This window comes from Nonomuraea spiralis, from assembly GCF_014648435.1.
Taxonomy (GTDB): domain Bacteria; phylum Actinomycetota; class Actinomycetes; order Streptosporangiales; family Streptosporangiaceae; genus Nonomuraea; species Nonomuraea spiralis.
The window spans coordinates 158,155-177,945 of record NZ_BMRC01000010.1 but is presented as its reverse complement, the minus strand read 5'-3'; the positions used below and the strand labels follow the sequence as shown (position 1 = coordinate 177,945).

18 protein-coding genes are annotated in these 19,791 nt (G+C 72.3%); 7 read left to right on the top strand and 11 right to left on the bottom strand.

Features of this window, described 5'->3' with window-relative positions:
* The first annotated feature begins 30 nt into the window (after positions 1-30).
* The 3 genes from IEZ27_RS25375 to IEZ27_RS25365 are packed head-to-tail and all read left to right on the top strand — an operon-like array spanning position 31 to position 3,157.
* On the top strand, positions 31-1,101 hold the full coding sequence (locus IEZ27_RS25375; RefSeq protein ID WP_229824310.1) for a phosphotriesterase family protein: 1,071 nt from the start codon (positions 31-33) through the stop codon (positions 1,099-1,101).
* Positions 1,098-2,168: a phosphotriesterase family protein gene (locus IEZ27_RS25370; RefSeq protein ID WP_189649530.1), complete on the top strand. Its 1,071-nt coding sequence runs from the start codon at positions 1,098-1,100 to the stop codon at positions 2,166-2,168. The genes IEZ27_RS25375 and IEZ27_RS25370 overlap by 4 nt, the downstream gene beginning before the upstream one ends.
* A gap of 11 nt (positions 2,169-2,179) precedes the next feature.
* Positions 2,180-3,157 carry an alpha/beta hydrolase gene (locus IEZ27_RS25365; protein ID WP_189649529.1) on the top strand — a complete coding sequence of 326 codons (978 nt, stop codon included), beginning with the start codon at positions 2,180-2,182 and terminating at the stop codon, positions 3,155-3,157.
* 51 nt (positions 3,158-3,208) lie between these two features.
* On the opposite strand, the gene IEZ27_RS25360 is transcribed toward IEZ27_RS25365, so the two are convergent.
* Positions 3,209-4,180, bottom strand: coding sequence for an alpha/beta hydrolase (locus tag IEZ27_RS25360; RefSeq protein ID WP_189649528.1), 972 nt, complete (start codon positions 4,178-4,180; stop codon positions 3,209-3,211).
* Positions 4,181-4,298: 118 nt separating this feature from the next.
* Here IEZ27_RS25360 and IEZ27_RS25355 point away from each other — a divergent pair, with 118 nt between their 5' ends.
* Positions 4,299-4,826, top strand: coding sequence for a hypothetical protein (locus IEZ27_RS25355; RefSeq protein WP_189649527.1), 528 nt, complete (start codon positions 4,299-4,301; stop codon positions 4,824-4,826).
* A 42-nt stretch (positions 4,827-4,868) separates the two neighbouring features.
* Here IEZ27_RS25355 and IEZ27_RS25350 read toward each other — a convergent pair whose 3' ends face one another.
* The 3 genes from IEZ27_RS25350 to IEZ27_RS25340 all read right to left on the bottom strand — a co-directional run bounded on the left by IEZ27_RS25350 (position 4,869) and on the right by IEZ27_RS25340 (position 7,462).
* The gene (locus IEZ27_RS25350) at positions 4,869-6,026 is read right to left on the bottom strand and encodes an FAD-dependent monooxygenase (RefSeq protein ID WP_189649526.1); all 1,158 of its coding nucleotides are present in this window, start codon (positions 6,024-6,026) and stop codon (positions 4,869-4,871) included.
* A 94-nt stretch (positions 6,027-6,120) separates the two neighbouring features.
* Positions 6,121-6,657, bottom strand: coding sequence for a hypothetical protein (locus tag IEZ27_RS25345; protein WP_189649706.1), 537 nt, complete (start codon positions 6,655-6,657; stop codon positions 6,121-6,123).
* Between the two features lie 79 nt (positions 6,658-6,736).
* Positions 6,737-7,462: a helix-turn-helix transcriptional regulator gene (locus IEZ27_RS25340; protein ID WP_229824309.1), complete on the bottom strand. Its 726-nt coding sequence runs from the start codon at positions 7,460-7,462 to the stop codon at positions 6,737-6,739.
* A gap of 155 nt (positions 7,463-7,617) precedes the next feature.
* Between IEZ27_RS25340 and IEZ27_RS25335 the strand changes: the two genes are divergently transcribed.
* Entirely contained in the window at positions 7,618-9,165 is a 1,548-nt protein-coding gene (locus IEZ27_RS25335) for a serine/threonine-protein kinase (RefSeq protein WP_189649525.1), read from the top strand.
* A gap of 21 nt (positions 9,166-9,186) precedes the next feature.
* On the opposite strand, the gene IEZ27_RS25330 is transcribed toward IEZ27_RS25335, so the two are convergent.
* Together IEZ27_RS25330 and aceE are read right to left on the bottom strand one after the other, a co-directional pair.
* Entirely contained in the window at positions 9,187-10,563 is a 1,377-nt protein-coding gene (locus tag IEZ27_RS25330; RefSeq protein WP_229824308.1) for a sensor histidine kinase, read from the bottom strand.
* A 99-nt stretch (positions 10,564-10,662) separates the two neighbouring features.
* On the bottom strand, positions 10,663-13,110 hold the full coding sequence (gene aceE / locus IEZ27_RS25325; RefSeq protein WP_189649524.1) for a pyruvate dehydrogenase (acetyl-transferring), homodimeric type: 2,448 nt from the start codon (positions 13,108-13,110) through the stop codon (positions 10,663-10,665).
* An 18-nt stretch (positions 13,111-13,128) separates the two neighbouring features.
* Here aceE and IEZ27_RS25320 point away from each other — a divergent pair, with 18 nt between their 5' ends.
* Entirely contained in the window at positions 13,129-13,764 is a 636-nt protein-coding gene (locus IEZ27_RS25320) for a GntR family transcriptional regulator (protein ID WP_189649523.1), read from the top strand.
* A gap of 152 nt (positions 13,765-13,916) precedes the next feature.
* A complete protein-coding gene (locus IEZ27_RS25315; RefSeq protein ID WP_189649522.1) occupies positions 13,917-14,129 on the top strand; it encodes a hypothetical protein in 213 nt (70 codons plus the stop codon).
* A 53-nt stretch (positions 14,130-14,182) separates the two neighbouring features.
* Here the strand turns inward: IEZ27_RS25315 and IEZ27_RS25310 are convergent, their stop codons facing one another.
* The 5 genes from IEZ27_RS25310 to IEZ27_RS25290 are packed head-to-tail and all read right to left on the bottom strand — an operon-like array spanning position 14,183 to position 19,781.
* Positions 14,183-15,565, bottom strand: coding sequence for a DHA2 family efflux MFS transporter permease subunit (locus IEZ27_RS25310; protein ID WP_189649521.1), 1,383 nt, complete (start codon positions 15,563-15,565; stop codon positions 14,183-14,185).
* Between the two features lies 1 nt (position 15,566).
* Entirely contained in the window at positions 15,567-17,192 is a 1,626-nt protein-coding gene (locus IEZ27_RS25305) for an AMP-binding protein (RefSeq protein WP_189649520.1), read from the bottom strand.
* 37 nt (positions 17,193-17,229) lie between these two features.
* On the bottom strand, positions 17,230-18,069 hold the full coding sequence (locus tag IEZ27_RS25300; RefSeq protein ID WP_125645355.1) for a family 3 encapsulin nanocompartment shell protein: 840 nt from the start codon (positions 18,067-18,069) through the stop codon (positions 17,230-17,232).
* 9 nt (positions 18,070-18,078) lie between these two features.
* Entirely contained in the window at positions 18,079-18,801 is a 723-nt protein-coding gene (locus tag IEZ27_RS25295; protein WP_189649519.1) for a sulfotransferase-like domain-containing protein, read from the bottom strand.
* A complete protein-coding gene (locus tag IEZ27_RS25290) occupies positions 18,798-19,781 on the bottom strand; it encodes an aldo/keto reductase (protein WP_189649518.1) in 984 nt (327 codons plus the stop codon). The genes IEZ27_RS25295 and IEZ27_RS25290 overlap by 4 nt, the downstream gene beginning before the upstream one ends.
* Positions 19,782-19,791: the final 10 nt, after the last annotated feature.

The window sequence follows — 19,791 nt, the reverse complement described above, 5'->3', positions numbered from 1 at the left end:
TTGTAGACGTTCTGGGGCTATATTGCTCGTGTGTCCACCACCGACTCCACGGTCGTGGCCGTCACCGGCGAGGTCCCAGCGGCCTCGCTGGGCGCGGTCCTTCCGCACGAGCACCTGCTGAGCGACTTCGCCCCGCCCGACGACACCCCCGAGTCCTGGGCCCTTGCCGGCCGCGTCCGTCCCACGGCCGCGAGCCGGCTCCGCCTCTACCGCGTGCCGCTCACGATGGACCTGCTCGGCGAGGTCGGCATGGGCGCCGTCAACCGCGACGACCTGCTGCTCGGCGACGCGGACCTGGCCGCCGCCGAGGCCGCCGCGTTCCGGGAGGCCGGCGGCGGCACGCTGGTGGACCTCACCACCGACGGGCTCGGCCGTGACCCGGCCGGGCTGCGCCGGCTCGCCGAGGCGACCGGCCTGACCGTCGTCATGGGCTGCGGCTGGCACCACCCGGCGCGCGTCGAAGGTCTCGCCGGACGGGACGCCGGCAGCCTGGCCGCCGAGCTGGTCCGCGACCTCACCGAAGGCGTGCACGGCGTACGCGCGGGCATCATCGGCGAGCTCGGGGCGCTCGACCCCGGCGTGCCCGCCGAGCGTGCCGTACTCGCCGCGGCCGCCCGCGCGTCGGCGGCCACCGGCGCCGCCGTCTCGCTCGCCCGCCACGACGACCCCGGCGTCCAGCAGCGGGTCCTCGACCTGCTCGCCGAGGAGGGCGCGGACCTCACGCGGGTGGCCGTCGGCCACTGCGACGCGCTGTCCCCGCGGCCCGACGAGCTCGAACCGCTGCTCGAACGCGGCGTCTTCGTCCAGTTCGACCAGCTCGGCCGGCTGCCCACGGCGATCAGCGTCGCCGACGACCAGGACGTCGCCGCGGCCGTCCTCGAACTCGCCCGCCGCGGCCACGCCGGACGCCTCCTGCTGTCGCACGACGTACGCGCCAAGTCGCAGCTGCTCGCCTACGGCGGCGGCGGGTACACGTTCGTCCTGCGGCAGTTCGTGCCGTACCTGAGGATGCTCGGGGCCGGCGACGAGCTGATCGAGACCCTCACCGTGCGCAACCCGAGCCGGCTGCTCACGCTCCGGACCGAGGAGGCGGGCTCGTGAGCCGCTACCCCTTCACCATCCCGAACCTGGCCGGTCAGGCGCTCACCGTGGCCGGACCGGTGGACCCCGCGCGGCTCGGGCCGACGCTCATGCACGAGCACATCTTCGTGGACCTGCGCAGGCCCGCCCGGTCCCGCCGGCCGGGCGAGGACGCGCCCGCGGCGGCCGAGCCGCTCACGCTGGCCAACCTCGCGCGCGCCCGCCACGGCGGGCCGAACGCCGACAACGACATGCTGGGCGACTTCGACGAGATGCTCGACGAGACCCTCGCCTTCGCCCACAGCGGCGGCCGCACGATGGTCGAGGTCTCGCCCATCGGCCTCGGCCGCGACCCGGAGGCGCTGCTGCGGCTGTCGCGGGCCAGCGGGCTGCACATCGTCATGGGCGGCGGCTGGTACACCCCGACGTTCCACCCGGCCGACATGGACGGGCGCGACGTGGACGAGCTGGCCGACGTCATCGTGCGCGACGTCGTGCTCGGGGCCGACGGCACCGGCGTCCGTACGGGGATCATCGGCGAGGTCGGCGCGGAGTCGGCGCCGCTGACCGGCAACGAGCTCAAGAGCGTACGGGCCGCCGGACGGGCCAGCCGGATCACCGGCGCGCCGGTCACCTTCCACTTCGGCGGCGTCGGCGAGGAGAAGTTCCGGGTGCTCGACATCCTCCAGGAGGAGGGCGTCGCCCCCGCCAACGTCGTCATGGGGCACTGCATGGATGTCCTGTCCGGCCCCGCCTTCGCCGAGCGCCTGCTCGCCCGCGGCGTCTTCGTCGAGTTCGACTTCCTGGCCGCGCCCGGCAGCCCGTGGGGCCACCTCGTCCTGGGCAGCGACCACAAGATCCTGCGCGGCATCGCCGACCTGGTCGAACGCGGCCACGCGGGCCAGATCGTGCTCGGCCACGACGTGTGCCAGAAGATCCAGCTCAAGAGGTACGGCGGCAAGGGCTACGACTACATCCCCCGCCACTTCCTGCCCGCCCTGAGCCGCCTCGGCGTCAGCCCCGAGGCCATCCACACGATCATGGTCGAGAACCCGGCACGGGCGCTCGCCTTCGCAGAACCGCAGTGATCAGGAGAACCATGCCCCCCACCCCCGTGCCCTTCGACCCGGCGCTGACCGCCGTCCTGGCCGGCATGCCCGCCGCGGACGGCCCCGCGCCGACCCTCGACACCATCCCCCTCATGCGCGCCGCCGGCGCGGCCATGCCCATGCTCCCGGTCGCCGAGGTGATCGGCGACCGGGAGATCGACGCCGAGGAGCGGCTCGTCCCCGGCCCGGCCGGCGCGCCCGACCTGGAGATCACCGTCCTGCGCCCGCGCCGCGCGACGACTCCGGTCCCCGGGCTCTACAACATCCACGGCGGCGGCATGATCACCGGCCACCGGGCCATGGACACCCCGCGCCTGGTCGCGCTCGTCGAGGAGCTGGGCGTCGTCGCCGTCAACGTCGAGTACCGCCTGGCCCCCGAGCACCCCCACCCGGCGCCGGTCGAGGACTGCTACGCCGGTCTGACCTGGATGTCCGGGCACGCCGCCGAGCTGGGCGTGGACCCCCGGCGCATCGTGGTCATGGGCGGCAGCGCCGGAGGCGGGCTGGCCGCCGGGGTCGCCCTGCTGGCCCGCGACCGCGGCGGGCCGCACCTGGCCGGGCAGCTCCTGCTCTGCCCGATGCTGGACGACCTGAACACGACGGTGTCCAGCCACCAGTACGACGGCCTCGGCACCTGGCCGCGTGCACTCAACCTGCTCGGCTGGCGGGCGCTGCTCGGCGAGCGGGCCGGCGACCCGGACGCCGACGTGCCGGTGTACGCGGCCCCGGCGCGGGCGGCCGACCTGTCGGGGTTGCCGCCCGCGTTCGTCGAGGCGGGCAGCGCCGAGCTGTTCCGCGACGAGGACGTGGCGTACGCCACCCGGATCTGGGCCGCCGGCGGGCAGGCCGAGCTGCACATCTGGGGCGGCGCCTTCCACGGGTTCGACATCTTCGCCCCGGACCACGAGGTCACCGCGGCCGCCCTCGCCTCCCGCCTCTCCTGGTTCCGCCGCACCCTCTCCCTCTGATCCCCGGGGGTCCGGCCCGCCGCCTGCCTTCGCCTCCGGGACGCCCCCACCTCAGATGCCCAGGGTGCGTTGGAACCAGGAGTGCCTGGCCTCCAGGGCGGCGCGGGAGACGCGGGCGCCGGGCGTGCTCGCGAAGCCGTGGTGGCCGCCCGCCCACACGTGCAGCTCCGCCTGCCCGCCGGTGGCCCAGACGCGGCCGGCGAACTCGACCGCCTCGTCGCGGAACACCTCGGCCGCCCCGACCTCGATGAAGACCGGCGGCAATCCCGACAGGTCGGCCGCCCGCGCCGGGACCTCGTGCGGCAAGACGTCCGGGCCGCCGCGCCGGTCGCCGAGCAGGGCGGTCCAGGCGGTGTCGTTGTTGTTGCGGTCCCAGGCGCCGATGCCGTCGTACTGGTGGCTCGACACGGTCGAGTTCCGGTCGTCGATCATGGGCGCGCCGATGTAGAGACCGGCGGCGGCCGGGCCGTTCCGGTCGCGCGCCAGGATGCCGACGGACGCCGTGAGCCCGCCCCCGGCGCTGAACCCGGACACGACCAGGCGGCCCGGGTCGAACCCCAGCTCCCCGGCGTGCCCGGCGGTCCAGAGGTAGCCCGCGTAGCAGTCCTCGGCCGCCGCCGGGGCCGGGTGCTCGGGAGCCAGGCGGTACTCGACCGTCACGCCGACCATGCCGTGGTCCAGGGCCGCCTGGATCAGGCTCTCGACGCCGAAGAACCGGGTGCCGAGGATCATCCCGCCGCCGTGGATCTCGTACACGGCCGCCGCGCCGGGCGCGGGCCCGCCCTTGGGACGTACGACGGTGAGGGTGACGTCGGGGGCGCCTTCGGGGCCGGGCACGTCCACGTCCCACCACTCGACGGGCCGGTCGCCGACGATCTCCTCCATGGGCGGGATCAGCCCGGCGAAGATCTCGCGATTGCGCAGGATGGTGTCCGCGCGCAGCGGGACGCTCTCGACCGCCGCCAGGAACGCCGCGAGACCTTCCGCCAGCTCAGGGTCGTAGGGAACGGGGACGTAGCTCATCGTGCCGCCTCTCGGAGGTGTACGGGCGGTTTAAAGTCTACGAGTGTAGAAGCTATCTGTCCTGATATACACGGGTACGCGATCAGTCTGACCATGCCCCCCCAAGGAGATGACCCTGGTGAGAAGACTCCTCGAAGCGACCCCGTTACGTGCCGGGCTCGTCGCGGCCGTCGCTCTGACCGGCGCGCTGCTGACCTCCGCCCCGGCCGGCGCCACCACGGCGGGCCTGGAGACCGCCTCCGTCACGCAGTCGGCCGCCGCCTCCCGCCCGTCCAACGGCCGGATCATCTACGACCGCATCAGCGGCGGCAACGGCGTACTCAAGATCAAGAACGGCACGTCCAAGGACGGCGTCGTCACCATCGTCAGAGGCCGGGCCAAGGCGGTCAGCATCTACGTGCGGGCGAGATCCACGGCCCGCATCAAGGACGTCAGGGACGGCACGTACCGGATCTTCTTCACGACCGGCTACCGGTTCAGCACGTCGAAGGGCCGCTTCACCAGGGCCGCGACGTACCAGAAGTTCAACAACCGGCTGCGCTTCCGTACGACCTCGACCCAGTACACCATCTGGACCCTGACCCTCAACCCGATCAGGGGTGGCAACGCGCGCACCAGCCCCGTGAACCCGAAGGACTTCCCCTGATCCACGGCCGGGCGGCGCCGACCGGAGGGTCCGGCCCTCTGGTCAGCGCTTGCCGAGCCCGCCGCCGATCCAGCCCATCACGCGGTCGGCCATGATGTACAGGCGGGGCGGCACGTGCGGGAGCACCGCGGAGTGCCGCTGGCCGAGCAGCGCGATCATCTGAATCGGCGGGTAGCCGATGTAGCGCGGCAGGTTCTCGTACCACTGGGCGCTGTAGCGGGCCGACTTCTGGTGCGGGCGGATCGCCGAACGGCGTTCGCGGTCGTAGCGGGCCAGGGCGGCCCCCAGCTCCGGTTCCGCCTGTAGCGCGTTGACCAGGAAGGCGGCGTCCCCGAAGGCAAGGGCGGTGCCCGCGCCGATGGAGTAGTGGGTGGTGTGCGCGGCGTCCCCGAGCAGCACGAGGTCGTCGCGGTACCACGTGCGGTTGGTCAGGGTGCGGAAGTTCAGCCAGTTGGCGGTGCCGTCGGAGTTGGCCCGGCCGATCAGCGGATGGCCGTCGAGGATGTCGGCGAACAGCTTCTCCAGCAGCGCCAGCCCGTCGGCCTGGGAGGCCTGGTCGAGGCCGAGCCCCTTCCAGGTCTCGGGGGAGCACTCGACGACGCACGTGCTGTGGTCGTCGCTGTAGACGTAGCAGTAACACCAGATCCAGCCGTGCGCGGTCTCGACGAAGGCGAAGGTGAAGGAGTCGAAGAACTTGGTGGTGCCGAGCCAGATGTAGTGGTTGCGGCCGACCGCGACCTCGGAGCCGAAGTGGTCGGCGTGGCGCTCGCGCAGCACGCTGTTGATGCCGTCGCCCGCGACGACGAGGTCGGCGTCCAGTTCGTCCCGGCTGGTGATCTCGCGGCCGTACTCGACCTGCACGCCGAGGGAGCGGGCGCGGTCGGCGAGGATGTCGAGCAGGCGGTGACGGCAGATGCCGAAGCCCTCGTCCGACTCCGACAACGTCACCGTCGCGCGGTCCTGGACGTGGGTGACCCAGCTGTCCCAGCGGATCGAGTTCTCCCTGATGACGTCCGCCGACTCGGCGTCGGCGGCGCGCAGGTTGTTGAGCAGGTCGTCCCAGTAGGTCACGCCCCAGCCGTACGTCGACCCGGCCGGGTTGCGCTCGTGGACGGTGACCTCGTAGGACGGGTCGACCCGCTTCATCAGGATCGAGAAGTACAGGCTGGCGGGACCACCGCCGACGCAGGCGACCTTCACACTAGCTCCCCTAGCGACAGAAAGTAATCAATTCATCACAGAGGGTATCAGGTGGTCGATGTGAGAGAAGGAGGCGCGCCGCCCGCCGGCCGGGTCAGGTCGTGGGCTGGGCCAGGCCGCGCCAGCCGAAGGTGAGGCTGCCGGCCAGGAGCACGACGCCGGACAGCACCCCGCTGACGATCGGCACCCACGCCACCGCCGGCGTGGCCGCCAGCACGAGCCCCCCGGCGCCGAGCAGCGTGAGCGCCACGCCGGGCACCGCGATGCTCCAGTCCTTCCAGATCGGCGCCAGCGCGACGAAGTGCACGCCCACCACGAACGCGACCCACCCCACGTTCCCCTCCTCGGGGCGTCCGAGGGCGGCCAGCACCCGCAGCCCGCCGAACAGCAGGACCGCCTCGGCCACGACCACGGCCAGGTAACCGGCCCCGAACATGCCCCGCCGGGCGGCCGGGGCGGCCGGGGCGGGACGTTCCCGCCGGGCGGTACGGAACCACATCGCGAGCACGGCCGCCGCCGCCAGGCAGGCGGCCGCCCGCAGGACGTTCGCGGTCACGGGGTCGAGGGGGCCGCGCGCGTTGACGACGACGAACACCGCGCCGAACACCGCGCCGACCAGCAATCCAGTCATTCGCTGCATGAGGTCCATCGAAGTGCCCCGAGCGACCCGCGCACACGGGGGCTGGGACGAGGCCGGGGTAGCCCTGGCCCTACCTCGCCGAGCCGCGCAGGTACGCCAGCACCGCCAGCACCCGCCGGTTGTCGTCCTCGGTGGCGGGCAGGTCGAGCTTGGCGAACACGGAGGCCACGTGCTTGCCGACGGCCGCCTCCGTGATCGACAGCGTGCGGGCCACCGCGCTGTTGGACCGGCCCTCGGCGATCAGCGCCAGCACCTCCCGCTCCCGCGGCGACAGCCGGTACGCCGGCTCGGTGACCTCCCTGGCCCGTGCCCACGCGTGCTCGAACAGGTCGATGAGGGTGGCGATCAGCCCCTGCTGCCTGACCATCAGCGCCCCGGGCGTGTAGGCGAGCGGGGTGATCCGGACGAACGCCACGGAGCGGTCGAAGATGAGGAGCTGCTGGATCGGCTCGTCGATGACCCGGTGCAGGTCGCCGGCGGCGTGCAGCTCCCTGATCCGGGCCGCCTTGCGCGGGTCGTCCAGCATGCTCGAATGGACGATGGTGCGCATCGTCAGGCCGTCGCGCAGGGCGTCCAGGACGGTGCGCCGGCTGCGCTGCTCGTCGCGGCCCTGCTCGCGCGAGCCCACCGGGTGCATGGCGCGCAGCTCGTCCGCCGCGCTTGAGGCCCGCAGGATCTGCCGCTGGATGAGCTCGGGGTCCTCCAGGCGCTCGATGTCCACCGGGATGCCGCGCAGCTCGCCGACCACCTCTTCCAACCGGCGGGCGAGCTGGTCCAGGGACTGGCTCTCGTTCACATGCCTCCTACGTGCGCAATATGCCATTTTCGCTGGTACACGGGGAGATGCCCAAATCGCGAAGGAGGGCGCCGCCCGTCCGTGCTCACACGATCGTTCGAAGGCTGTGAGGTGGGCGTTGCATGAGGGCGGGATGATCGGGTAGGCCTGGCGGCATGTCACTTTCGCACTGTGCGGGCTGGTTGCTGGCGGGACGCTACCGGCTGCTGTCCGAGCTGGGCCAGGGTGGCATGGGCCGGGTCTGGAGGGCGCACGACGAGCTGCTCGACCGGCCGGTCGCGGTCAAGGAGGTCACCCTCGGGCACACGATGGGCGACGAGCGGGAGCGGCTGCTCGGGCGTACGATGCGGGAGGCCCGGCTGGCCGCCCGGCTGACCCACCCGCACATCGCCGCCGTCTACGACGTGGTGGTGGCCGACGAGCGGCCGTGGATCGTGTTGCAACTCGTTCCCTCGCGCAGCCTCGCCGACGTGATCGCCGAACGCGGGCCGCTGTCCGCGCCCGAGACCGCGCGCATCGGGTTGCAGGTCCTTGAGGCGCTGAGCGCGGCGCACGCCGACGGCATCGTGCACCGCGACGTCAAACCCGGGAACATCCTGCTGAACGGCGATCGCCACGCCCTGCTCACCGACTTCGGCCTGGCCACCACCCTGGACGACCAGGCCCACCTCACCCAGTCGGGCACGGTGGTCGGCACACCGGCGTACATCGCCCCCGAACGCCTGCGCGGCGGCCCGGCCAGCCCACAGGCCGACCTGTGGTCGCTCGGCGCCACCCTGTACGCGGCCGTCGAAGGCCACTCGCCCTTCCCTCACAGCGGCCATCTGGCGGCCCTGACCGCGGTGCTGACCTCCCGGCCGGCCCCGTTCCACCAGGCCGGGCCGCTCGCGCCGGTCATCGCCGGGCTGTTGGAGAAGGACCCCGCGCGCCGGATCGACGGCGACGAAGCCCGGCGGCGCCTGACCCGGGTGGCCGCCCTGTACGACGAGAAGCCCTGCGACACCGCCGCCGTCCCGGTGGCCGCCGCCCTTCCCCGGACCGGCGATCTCTTCCCGCCGACCCTCGGCCCCGAACCCACCGCGGCCGCCGTCCCCCTGGAGACGGGCGGTGGCGAGGGCGCCGACGGCGTGACGCGCGCGGTCACCGATCCGGAACACCCGGGACGACGACCCCACGGACAGGCCCGGGAGGGGCGTTCCGGGGTCAGGACCGTCGAGTGGGGCCGGGCGATGCGCGGCGGCGTTCACGGGCTGGCCCGGGGGCTTCGGGAGCATCGGCAGTTGTCGCCGTTCTCGGTGTCGATCCCGCAGCCCATCAGGCCGCAGCGGTGGCGGCAGGTCACCGCCCTGGCCGCGCTGATCACCAGCGTGCTCGTCACCACCTCCTGGACCGGCGACGACGCCCCCGCCCCCCGTACGCCCGCCTATGCCGACCCCGCGCCCGACCAGGTCGCCGAGCACGAGGGCGACCTGCACCCCGTCGCCGTGTCGCGCGACCGTACCCCTGACCGGGCCTCCGGAAGCGCCGACGAGAATGCCCGCGAGAGTGCCCGCCGCCTGCCCGTCCAGCCCTCCGCCCGGCCCCGCGCCGTGGTCGGCGCGGGGGCGGGCAAGGGCAGGAAGGTCGGCCTCAAGGGGGCCGACACCAAGCACGGCAAGGGCCTCGGCCGCGGCAAGGGCAACGGACAGACCAAGCACAACTAGCGCCCAGCCCCACCCCCGGCGTCAGCGCTCCAAAGTGTGCTCAGGGAGGGGGAGGCGGAGGACGAAGCGGGCGCCCTTGGGGGAGTCCTCGATGGTGAGCGTGCCGTCGTGCGCGGTCGCGATCTCGCGGGCGATCGACAACCCGAGGCCGGTGCCGCCGGCGTCGCGGTTGCGGGAGTCGTCGAGGCGGGTGAAGCGCTGGAAGACGACCTCGCGCTGGTCCGGCTCGATGCCCCCGCCGTCGTCCAGCACCTCCAGTACGGCCTGCCCGTCCTCCTCCCGGACCGTCACGACCACCCGCGTCTCGGCGTGCCGCTCGGCGTTGTCCAGCAGGTTCGTCAGCAGGCGGGTGAGCTGCAGCCGGTCGCCCATGACGACCACGCCCTCCTGCGGGTCGGTGACCACGCGCTTGGTACGGGCCCTGGTGGTCTCGGCGACGACCAGCTCGCCCAGGTCCACCGGCTCGTGGTCGCTCGGGGCGCCGGCGTCCAGCCTGGTCAGGGTGAGCAGGTCGGTGACGATGGCCTGCAACCGGTCGAGGCTGGCCAGCACCTGGGTGCTGGTCTCGGTCCAGTCGGTCTCCTCAGGGTGCAGCATCGCCTCCTCGACCTGCGCGCGCATGGCGGTGATCGGGCTGCGCAGGTCGTGCGAGGCGTCGCCGGCGAATCTTCGTTGCTGCTCCATCGCGGCCTCCTGGCGGGCCCGCGCGGTCTCCAGCCGTTCCAGGGTCTGGTTGGCGGTCTCGGCCAGGGCCCTGATCTCGTCGTCGGTGTCCGGTACGGGCACGCGCAGCCCTCCGCCGTCGGCGGTGATCTCGGCGAGCCTCTTGGTGATGCTGCTGACCGGCGCGAGCGTCCTGGCCACGACCCGCGACACCCCGAACCACGTCAGCGCGACCAGCAGCACCGACACCCCGGCCTGGAACAACATCACCTGCGGGCTGACGAACCAGGGGACCGCCGGGTCGAAGGCGTAGATGATCCAGGTGCCCTCCGGCTGGAACGCGCGCAGGGCGACCACGAGCTCGCACCGGCCGGGGAAGGCGGGCAGGTCGCAGCTCTTGCTGACGTAGTTGGCCTGGTCCTGCTGCGGCAGGCGGTCCGTCTGGCGGGGCGCGGCGGTCAGGTTCGGCGTCCAGGAGACGGCCCGCCCGAGGGGGTCGACCACCTGGATGCCGTCGAGCCCGCCGTCCTCCAGTACGCGGGGAAGCTGGTTGCGCTTGACCATGAGGAGCACGCGCAGGGCCTTGCCGGACACCTCGCCGGCGCGCACGTCGGTGACGTCGTCGTGGATGCCGAACAACACGAAGCCGCTGACGACGATGTTCAGCAGCAACATGGCGATGCCGGCGAGCAGTGCCAGCCGCGTGCGCAGCGACCGGCGCAACCGTGTTCTCACCCGTGTCCCCCCGGGATCAGAAGAACACGGTTGGGGTACCAGGCCCTAACTTAGGGAGATTCCTCGATAAATACGGTTACGCCGGGACGAGTCGCCCTGCTACTCCTCCACAGCCTTCAGCACGGCGTCCGCGATCGACCGCGGGTCGACCCCGAAGTGCCCGCGTACGGCCTCCCGCGTGTCGGAGAGCCCGAACCCGTCGGTGCCGAGCGAGGTCCACGGCCGGTCGATCCACGGGCTGATCTGGTCGGGCACCGCCCGCATCCAGTCGCTGACCGCGATCACCGGCCCCTCCGTCCCGGCCAGCGCCTGCCGCAGGTACGGCACCCCGTCCGTGGACATGGCCTCGCGCCGCAGCTCGCTCCACGAGGTGACCGACCAGACGTCCACGCCGACCCCGTACTCGTCGGCGAGCAGCCGCTGGGCCTCCAGCGCCCAGTGGATGGCGGTGCCGCTGGCCAGCAGGTGCGCCGCGCCGCCGCCGGCGGAGTAGCGGTAGATGCCCTTGAGGATGCCCTCCTCGACACCCTCGGGCATCGCGGGCTGGGGCAGCGGCTCGTTGTAGAGGGTGAGGTAGTAGAACACGTCCTCGCCCGCCTCGCCGTACATGCGCCTGAGCCCGTCGCGGACGATGACGCCGACCTCGTAGGCGAAGGCCGGGTCGTAGGCCAGGCAGGCGGGGTTGGCGGAGGCCAGGAGCTGGGAGTGGCCGTCGGCGTGCTGGAGGCCTTCGCCGGTCATCGTGGTGCGGCCGGCCGTCGCGCCGAGCAGGAATCCGCGGCCGAGCTGGTCGGCCAGGGCCCACATCTGGTCGCCGGTCCGCTGCCAGCCGAACATCGAGTAGAAGATGTAGAACGGGATCATCGGCTCGCCGTGGGTGGCGTAGCTGCTGGCCGCCGCGGTGAAGGAGGCCATCGACCCGGCCTCGGTGATGCCCTCGATGAGGATCTGCCCGTCCACCGCCTCCTTGTACGACAGCAGCAGCTCCCGGTCGACGGCCTCGTACCGCTGGCCGAGCGGCGAGTAGATCTTCGCCGTCGGGAACAGCGACTCCATGCCGAACGTCCTGGCCTCGTCGGGCACGATCGGCACCCAGCGCCGCCCGGTCTCCGGCTCCTTCATCAGGTCCTTGACCAGCCGGACGAACGCCATCGTGGTGGCCACCGGCTGCGTCGAGCCCTTCGCCAGGCCCGCGAACGGCCGCTCGCCGGGCTCGGGCAGCGGCCGGCGGGCGACCGTGCGGCGGGGGATCGGGCCGCCCAGCTCCTCGCGGCGCTCGGCGACGTACCGGGCCTCGGGCGAGCCGGCCCCCGGGTGCAGGTACGGCGGCAGCTCCCCGGCCAGCGCCGAGTCGGGTACGGGCAGCCCGAGCCGGTCGCGCATGACGCGGAACTCGTCGAGGGTGAGCTTCTTCATCTGGTGGTTGGCGTTGCGCGCCTCGATGCCCGCCCCGAGCGTCCAGCCCTTGACCGTCTGGACGAGGACCACGGTGGGCCCGTCCCGGTGCTGGAGCGCCCGCTGGTAGGCGGCGTAGACCTTGCGCGGCTCGTGCCCGGCCCGCGAGCCGCCGACGACGCGCCGCAGGTCCTCGTCGGAGTACGGCACGTCGAGCCCCTGGAACAGGTGCTCCCTGATGTAGGCCCCGCTGGAGGCGGCGAACGTCTGGAACTGGCCGTCGGGCACCTCGCCGAGCCTGGCCACCAGCTCGTCGGAGCCGAGCAGCGGGTCCCATTCCGCGCCCCAGAGCGCCTTGACGACGTTCCAGCCCGCGCCCCGGAAGACGCTCTCCAGCTCCTGGACGATGCGGGTGTTGCCGCGTACCGGGCCGTCGAGGCGCTGCAGGTTACAGTTGATCACGAAGGTGAGGTTGTCCAGCCCCTCCCTGGCGGCCAGCGTCAGCGCCGCCGTCGACTCCGGCTCGTCCATCTCGCCGTCGCCGAGGAAGGCCCAGACATGGCTGTGCGAGGTGTCCTTGATGCCGCGGTTGTGCAGGTAGCGGTTGAAGCGCGCCTGGTAGACCGCGTTGAGCGGGCCGATGCCCATCGACACGGTCGGGAACTGCCAGAAGCCGGACATCGCCCTGGGGTGCGGGTAGGACGGCAGGCCGCCCAGGGTCTCGCGCCGGAACAGGTCGAGCTGCTCCTCGCTCAGGCGCCCTTCGAGGAACGCCCGCGCGTAGATGCCGGGGGAGGCGTGCCCCTGGAAGAAGACCTGGTCGTCGGCACCGTGGAAGAAGTGGTTGAAGCCGACCTCGTACAGCCAGGCGGCGGAGGCGTAGGTGGCCAGGTGGCCGCCGAGGTTCAGCTTGCTGCCCCGGCTGACCATGACGGCGGCGTTCCACCGGTCGTAGGCCGCGATGCGCTCTTCGAGCTCCAGGTCGCCCGGGTAGGCGGGCTCCTCGGCGGTGGGGACCGTGTTGAGATAGCGCGTGCTCGTGGCGAGCCGTCTCAGCAGGTATTCGACCCGATCGGGACCGGCCGCCCGGCGGACGGCCTCAAGCGATTCGAGCCATTCGGCGGTCTCCTGAGGATCCAGATCTTTCTCCATGCTTCCATTAAACACCATATGATCGATCATCCGATGAAAGGATTATCTGTGGAGCCCGTGGTCCGGTCGCCGTTGCGCGAAGAGATCAGGAAAGTGCTGCTCGACGGCCTGATCAGCGGCCGCTGGGAGCCCGGCGAGCGCATCGTCGAACGCCGCCTGGCCGCCGAGCTCCAGGTGAGCCAGGCCCCCGTACGCGAGGCGCTGCGCGAGCTGGAAACGCTCAGGCTGGTCGAGTCCGCGCCGAACAAGGGCGCCCGCGTACGCGGCTTCACCCCCGACGACCTGCGCGAGGTCTACCAGGTACGCGCCGGCCTTGAGGAGACCGCCACCCGTCTCGGCCGTCCGTCGGTGGCGGCGCTGCGCGCCCACGTGGCCCGCCTGCACGCGGCCGCCGCCGCCGGGTCGCTGGAGGACCAGGTGCGCCACGGCGTCGCCTTCCACCGCGAGATCGTGGCGGCCTCCGGCAACGCGCTGCTGGTGTCGGTATGGGAGTCCCTCGGCGTCGAGGTGTGGACGCACGTGTCGATCCGGCTGTTCAGGATGCGGCCCCACGAGAACGCGGCCGACCACGAACCCCTGGTCGAGGCGTTCGACCGGGACGACCCGGGCGTCGGCCGCCTGCTGCACGATCACGTCCTCGCCTACGCCCCCTGAGGGCGTGACGGCCTGGCGAGGATGAGTGCCTCCAAGGCCGATATGACGGTCATGGCGACAAGGAAACCGATATCTCAGCAGGTGGGTTTGGTCGAGAAGCGCAGCGGAAACCATGAGTAGCGGTTCAGTAGCCGTCCGTGATTGGAGCTCTCATGCGTCGTCCCGTCCTTACTCTCCTCGCCGCGGCCGCTGCCGCCGCGCTGGTCGTGGTGCCGGGCGCCGCCGCCCAGGCCGCCGACCAGGAGTTCATCAGCGTCGCCCAGTGTGTCCACACGGGTGGAGAGGCCATCCCCGACTGGCTGAGCCCGACCGCGCGCTCCTGCCTCGGCGGCCGCTACGACGGTTACCCGGTCTGGCCCCGCTAGACGGCCGCGCGGGCCCGTCCCCGGGAAGGGACGGGCCCGCGCGCGTACGGTCCTCAGGCCCGCTGCGCGGCCGACTCGGCCCGCGGGGCGCGCAGGCCGGCGGCGGCGACGGCGACCAGCGCGCAGATGCCCACCATCGTCAGCCACACCCCCTGGTACGCCCCGACCACCCCGAGCCGGTCGCCCGACAACACCAGCACCAGCGCCGAGACGCCGATGACTGCCCCGCAGGCCCGGGAGGTGACCGACAGGGCGGTGCCGGTGGCCAGCCGCGCGGGCGGGATCTCGGCCACGGCCGCCCCGCTCAGCGACGTGATCAGCACCGCCACCCCGACCCCCGCCAGCACCACCGCGGGCAGGACCACCGTCAGGTACGCCCGCCCCCCACCCGCCGCGAACGCCAGGTACGACGTGGCGAAGGCCAGCAACGCCACCCCGCACAACGCCAGGGCACGATGACCGGTCCTGGCGGCCAGCCGTCCGGCGAGCGGCGCGGTCAGCACCTGGGCCAGCGCCCCCGGCGTGACGGCGAGCCCCGCCGCGGCCACCGAGTATCCCCAGATGCCGGTCAGGAACAGGATGTTGGCCAGCGGCAGCGCGAACATCACCAGCCCGACCAGGAACATCGCCAGGTTGGCCCGCTGGGTGCCGCGCGCCCGCAGCGCCCCGAGGTCCACGATCGGCGCGGGATGCGTACGCGCCCGCCGTACGAACAGCACGGTCACGACGACGCCGGCGGCCAGCGCCGCGATCGTCCCGGGGCCGACCGGCCCCCAGGCGTCGCTCTGCACGATCGCCAGCGAGGGCAGCCCGATGGCCCCGACCAGCAGGAACAGCCCGGCGATGTCCGGCAGCCTGGACGCCGCCGCCTCCGGCTCCCGCCGGGGCACGATCCGCCAGGCGCCCGCCAGCACGGCCAGCCCCACCGGCAGGTGCAGGAAGAACACCGTCCGCCAGTCCCATACGCCGACGAGCATGCCGCCCAGCGACGGCCCCGACGCCGTCGCCACCGACTGCGCCGCGCTCCACAACCCGATCGCCGTGCCCCGGCGCTCCTGCGGGTAGTACGGCAGGATCAGCGCGAGTGTCAGCGGCGTGATCACCCCGCCGCCCACGCCCTGCACGACCCGGGCCGCGATCAGCGTCCCCGCCGACGGCGCGACCGCGCACAGGGCGGCGCCGACCACGAACACCGCCAGCCCGGTCAGGAACACCCGCCGCGCGCCGAACCGGTCGGCCAGGCCGCCCGCCGGCAGCAGCGCCGCCGTGAACACGATCGCGTAGCCGTTGAACACCCACGACAGCTCGGGCAGGCTGCTGCCCGGGAAGCTGCGCAGGATGTCGGGGAAGGCGATGTTCGCCAGTTGCACGTCGATCGCCCCGAGGAAGGCGCTCCCGCACAGGACGGCCAGCGGGAGCGCCCGTGAACCGGCCACCTCAGCCCGACGCCGCGCCGAACCGCTCCCGCAGCTCGACCTTGCGGATCTTGCCGGTGACGGTCCGCGGCATCTCCTCGACCAGCTCCAGACGCTCGGGCCAGAACCAGTCGTTCACGCCGGCGTCCTTGAGGTAGGTCCGCAGGTCCTCCAGCGTGGGCGGCTCGCCCGACGGCGTGACGACCGCGCACACCTGCTCGACCAGCGCCGGGTCCGGGATGCCGATGAGGGCGATGTCGCGGATCGCGGGATGGCGGCCGAGCAGCGCCTCGATGTCGCTGACCGGCAGCTTGAGGCACATGTTGGCGATGATGACATCCTTGGTCCTGCCGGAGATGCGCACGCCGCCGTAGCCGTCGTCGCGGGCCAGGTCGCCGGTGTCGAACCAGCCGTCCGGGGTGATGGACTTGGCGTAGATCTCGTCGCGCAGGTAGTAGCCGAGGCATTGGGCCGCGCCGCGGACCTGGAGTGCGCCGATCTCGCCGGTCTCGACCGGCTTGTTGTCCTCGTCCACGATGCGCACCTCCATGCCGGAGATGACGGTGCCGTCGCTCTCGCCGGCGCGCTCGGGCGGGTCCTGCGGGCGGGTCATGGTGACGCCGCCGTTCTCGGTCATGCCCCACAGCGCGTACACGCGTACGCCCAGCGTCTCGGTGACCCGTTCCACCAGGTGCGGCGGGACGGGGGCCGAGCCGGAGACGAAGATGCTCAGGGCGGGAAGCTCACGCGGGCGGGCCGCCTGCTCCTCGCTGATCTCCCGGGCGAACGGCGGTGAGCCGTAGTACATGGTGACGTCGTGGTCGGACATCAGGTCGAGGTAGACGCCGGCGTCCCAGGCGTCGGCCGTGACCGCGGTGCCGCCCAGCGTCAGCGCCGTCAGGTACGCCATCACCAGGCCCACGTAGTGCATCGAGGTCTGGGCGGTCATGATGACCAGGTCGTCGTCCAGCCCGAACGCCTCGCCGTAGCCCTTGATATCGGCGTACAGGGTGTTCTGGCTGTGCAGCGCGCCCTTGGGCTCGCCGGTCGTGCCCGAGGTGAACAGGATGAGGAACGGGTCGTCCGGGCCCAGCTCGCGGCCCTCGAGGTCGGCCGGGTCGCCCGGCTCCGGGACGAGCAGGTGCTCGTCGAAGTTGAGGGACCCGGGCGGGCCGTCGCCGCCGACGACGATCACGTGCTCCAGGCTCGGGATCTCCCGCGCCAGGGTCATCCCGGTCTCGGCGGTGTCCACGTGGCCGATCCGGCTGGTGGTGACGAACAACTTCGCCTCGGTCAGCCGGATCATGAAGTCCAGCTCGCGGTGCCGGTAGATGGGCATCTGGGGGGCGATGCGCGCGCCGATCCGCATGCACGCCAGCGTGAGGGGCAGCGTCTCCCTGCGGTTGGGGAGCTGGATGGCGATGAAGTCGCCCGGCCGCACGCCCAGCCTGACCAGGCCGTGCGCGATGCGGTCGGTCATCCGGTCCAGCTCCGCGTACGTGACCACGTCGGTGACACCGTCGGCGACGCGCCGACTGATGAGTGCTGATTTGTCGGGAAACGCAACTGTGTTGCGGCGTAAGTCGTCCAGAAAGGTTTCGCTGCGCCACCAACCATTGCGCCGGTATTCCTGGCTCGGGTCCGACATGGTCACCGCCTTTCGTCGTTCTCGTTCTACTCGATTGCTAGGAAGTGGAAAATGCCTTCTTTTCCCCTGAAGGGGTGACCAGGTAGAACAGACCCGGCAGATGCACCGCGACGCCCTCGTACACCTCCGCGCAGACGGCCACGCCGGGCCGGGCGAACGTGCCGGGCGGCGGCTCGGCCACCCGGATCACCGAACGGCGCGCGTCCAGCAGCCTGGCCGCCACGGAGATGTCGCCGACCAGGGCGTCCCCCGGGGCCACCCACCGGTTGCGGCTGACCTTCATGCCGTTGCCCTCGGCCAGCTCGGCCAGCAGCCCGCCCCGGCCCACCAGCCGGTGGTAGTAGTCGCGCGGGTTCACGATCATCGCGTGCGGGGTCGCGCCCGACTGCTCGACCTCGTCGCAGGCCGACAGGATGCCGTGGACGTAGTCCTCGTACGGCAGGCGGGCGATCTCCGGGTGGCCGAGCAACGCCGTGGTCAGGGCCAGGTTCTCGGCCGTGGCCAGGCGTACCAGGAGGCGGTAGTCGAGGAAGGTGGCCAGCGCGTCCGGGTCGGTGGCCAGGCCGTCGGGGAGCTGCACCCACGCCTGGATCGGATGCACCTTGGCCTCCGACATGCCGAACCGGAAGGCCGCCTCGCGGCGCACGTCCGAGTCGCGCACCGTCCGGCGCTCCTCCTCGCCGGGGGGCGACTCGGTCCAGAACCGGGCCCTGTCACCCTCGACCGGGATGACCCTGAGCAGGTTGCGCACGGTCAGCCTGGGCCGGTCCTTGGTCGGCTCGTGTGCCTCGGTGATGGTGTAGTCGAAGGTCACTTCCGCGTGGTCGGGGTCGTCGGCGTAGGCCCGCGCGAACAGCCGGCCCGGTGACTCTGACATGGATGCTCCCTATTCGTACTGGACGAGCCGCTGGTAGAAGGGGAGATGGTGGTCGTAGAAGGCCCGCAGGGCCGGGTGGTTGTCGACGGTCGCGGTATAGCTGTTGCGGCGGTCCTCGAACCCGGCGCTGCCGCTCGCGTCCAGGTGCCAGCGGCGGGTGCGCCGCCACTCCGGCCGGTCCCCGGCGGCCCAGGTGAGGGAGCCGGGCAGGAAGGGCAGCCCGGTGTAGGCGCAGAACTCCTCGACGACCGCCGCGGGCTCCCGTACCAGCCGCTCGGTACGGATCACCAGGGGCCGCCGGCCCGTCGCCTCCCGTACCAGCTCGAACAGCCGGAACAGCCGTTCGTAGCCGATCTCCGCGCAGGTCACCGCCGGTTTGATCGCGTAGTGCGAGGCGATGGTCGGCCTCGGGTCGCGCACGATGAACGTGTGGGCGAACCCCGCCAGGTCCTCCGGATGCTTGAACAGGTGCGGGTACTCGTAGTCGAGCACCTCCTTGACGAACACCGGCCGCGCCCGCGCCAGCTCCGCCAGCCGGACCAGCAGGTCCTTCTCCGACCGGGCCGTCACCTGGCCGCCGTCCGGCGACGGCAGCGTCAGCGAGCCCTCCTCGGTCAGCGCCAGGAACGGCTCGTGCAGGACGGCCACGTCGCCCCGCTCGATCATCATGCGCAGGAACGCCGTCGAGGCCGAGCGCGAGTGCGCCCACATGGCGACCAGCGGCTGGCTCACCCGGACCACCATGCAGGCACCCGGTCCCAGCGGTGCCGCCGCAGCTCGCGCAGCAGGTCCGGGTCGAGCGGCCGCCCGTCGGAGACGCCGAGGTTGGCCCGTACGTGCGCGGGCCTGCGCATCCCCGGGATCACCGTGCTGACCGCCGGGTGCTGCAACACGAACCGCAGCGCGACCTCCGGGAGCGAGAGCCCCTCCGGCAGGGCCGCCTTCAGCCGTTCGGCCCGCTCGACGCTCGGCGGCAGGTTCTCCGGCCCGAAGTACGTGCTGCGCCAGTCCTCGGCCGGCCACGTGCTGCCGGCGGTCAGGGTGCCGGTGAGCGTGCCCTCGTCGAACGGGACACGGGCGATGATGCCCACGCCCTCACGCAGGGCCCGGTCGAACAGCTCGTCCTCGGGCGCCTGGTCGAAGATGTTGTAGATGACCTGGATGACGTCGATCAGGCCGGTGTCGAGCGCGGCGAGGCAGTTGGCCGGCTCCCAGCGGTTGACGCTGATGCCGACCGCGTCGATCACGCCCTCGCGCTTGAGATCGGCGATCGCCTCCTGCCACCGCTCGTCGCGGGCCCAGCGGTCCTCCCAGGTGTGGAACTGCATGAGGTCGATGCGTGAGACGCCGAGATTGTCCAGGCTGCGGTGGGTGTACTCGCGGATGTGCTCGGCGGGGTAGGCGTCGTCGAGGGTGTCGTCCGGTCCCGGGGGCCATTCGCGGTTCTTCGGGGGGATCTTGGTGGCGACGTGGAGCCGCCGGCCGGGGTGGCGGCGCAGCAGCGCGCCGAGCAACTGCTCGCTGACGCCGCGGCCGTAGACCCAGGCGGTGTCGAAGAAGGTGCAGCCCAGTTCGACGGCCTCGTCGAGGCATTGGGGCGCGACGTCGTAGTCCCAGCCGGTGAAGCCGCCGGGGCCGCCGCCGATGCCCCACATGCCGTATCCGACCTCGCTGACCTCCCAGCCGAGGTTTCCCATCTTGCGGTAGCGCATTCCTGACCTT

Excerpts from the sequence above, each read along its gene's own strand:
- IEZ27_RS25335 (WP_189649525.1), top strand. The coding sequence starts at position 7,618 with ATGTCACTTTCGCACTGTGCGGGCTGGTTGCTGGCGGGACGCTACCGG.
- aceE (WP_189649524.1), bottom strand. The coding sequence starts at position 13,110 with ATGGAGAAAGATCTGGATCCTCAGGAGACCGCCGAATGGCTCGAATCG.
- IEZ27_RS25300 (WP_125645355.1), bottom strand. The coding sequence starts at position 18,069 with ATGTCAGAGTCACCGGGCCGGCTGTTCGCGCGGGCCTACGCCGACGAC.
- IEZ27_RS25365 (WP_189649529.1), top strand. The coding sequence starts at position 2,180 with ATGCCCCCCACCCCCGTGCCCTTCGACCCGGCGCTGACCGCCGTCCTG.
- IEZ27_RS25290 (WP_189649518.1), bottom strand. The coding sequence starts at position 19,781 with ATGCGCTACCGCAAGATGGGAAACCTCGGCTGGGAGGTCAGCGAGGTC.
- IEZ27_RS25305 (WP_189649520.1), bottom strand. The coding sequence starts at position 17,192 with ATGTCGGACCCGAGCCAGGAATACCGGCGCAATGGTTGGTGGCGCAGC.
- IEZ27_RS25320 (WP_189649523.1), top strand. The coding sequence starts at position 13,129 with ATGATCGATCATCCGATGAAAGGATTATCTGTGGAGCCCGTGGTCCGG.
- IEZ27_RS25345 (WP_189649706.1), bottom strand. The coding sequence starts at position 6,657 with ATGACTGGATTGCTGGTCGGCGCGGTGTTCGGCGCGGTGTTCGTCGTC.
- IEZ27_RS25315 (WP_189649522.1), top strand. The coding sequence starts at position 13,917 with ATGCGTCGTCCCGTCCTTACTCTCCTCGCCGCGGCCGCTGCCGCCGCG.
- IEZ27_RS25360 (WP_189649528.1), bottom strand. The coding sequence starts at position 4,180 with ATGAGCTACGTCCCCGTTCCCTACGACCCTGAGCTGGCGGAAGGTCTC.